Origin of the sequence: Bacillus sp. FJAT-50079, from assembly GCF_018343515.1 — a bacterium.
Lineage (GTDB): Bacteria > Bacillota > Bacilli > Bacillales > Bacillaceae_C > Lederbergia.
Genome location: NZ_JAGYPD010000012.1, coordinates 12501 through 13600 on the forward strand (window position 1 = coordinate 12501; position 1100 = coordinate 13600).

1 rRNA gene (only partly in view) is annotated in these 1100 nt (G+C 51.2%); it reads right to left on the reverse strand.

The features are described from left to right. A 23S ribosomal RNA gene (locus tag KHA95_RS22635) occupies nucleotides 1–1100 on the reverse strand; it reaches 1832 nt to the left of the window's first position.

Here is a 1100-nt window from a genome sequence, read left to right on the forward strand (position 1 = left end):
CTGGTTGTCTAAGCAACTCCACATCCTTTTCCACTTAACGTATACTTTGGGACCTTAGCTGGCGGTCTGGGTTGTTTCCCTCTCGACTACGGATCTTATCACTCGCAGTCTGACTCCCAAGGACAAGTAATTGGCATTCGGAGTTTGTCTGAATTCGGTAACCCGATGAGGGCCCCTAGTCCAAACAGTGCTCTACCTCCAACACTCTTACCTTGAGGCTAGCCCTAAAGCTATTTCGGAGAGAACCAGCTATCTCCAGGTTCGATTGGAATTTCACCGCTACCCACACCTCATCCCCGCACTTTTCAACGTACGTGGGTTCGGGCCTCCAGTAAGTGTTACCTTACCTTCACCCTGGACATGGGTAGATCACCTGGTTTCGGGTCTGCGACCTCATACTTATTCGCCCTATTCAGACTCGCTTTCGCTGCGGCTCCGTCTCTTCAACTTAACCTTGCATGAAATCGCAACTCGCCGGTTCATTCTACAAAAGGCACGCCATCACACATGAATGTGCTCTGACTACTTGTAGGCACACGGTTTCAGGATCTTTTTCACTCCCCTTCCGGGGTGCTTTTCACCTTTCCCTCACGGTACTGGTTCACTATCGGTCACTAGGGAGTATTTAGCCTTGGGAGATGGTCCTCCCTGCTTCCGACGGGATTTCACGTGTCCCGCCGTACTCAGGATCCACTCTGGAGGGAACGAAGTTTCGAATACAGGGCTGTTACCTTCTCTGGCGGGTCTTTCCAGACCGCTTCATCTACTTCGTTCCTTTGTAACTCCGTGTAGAGTGTCCTACAACCCCAAGAGGCAAGCCTCTTGGTTTGGGCTCTTCCCGTTTCGCTCGCCGCTACTTAGGGAATCGATGTTTCTTTCTCTTCCTCCGGGTACTTAGATGTTTCAGTTCCCCGGGTCTGCCTTCCATTTCCTATGTATTCAGAAATGGATACTACTCCATTACGAGCAGTGGGTTTCCCCATTCGGAAATCTCCGGATCAACGCTTGCTTACAGCTCCCCGAAGCATATCGGTGTTAGTCCCGTCCTTCATCGGCTCCTAGTGCCAAGGCATCCGCCGTGCGCCCTTATTAACTTAATC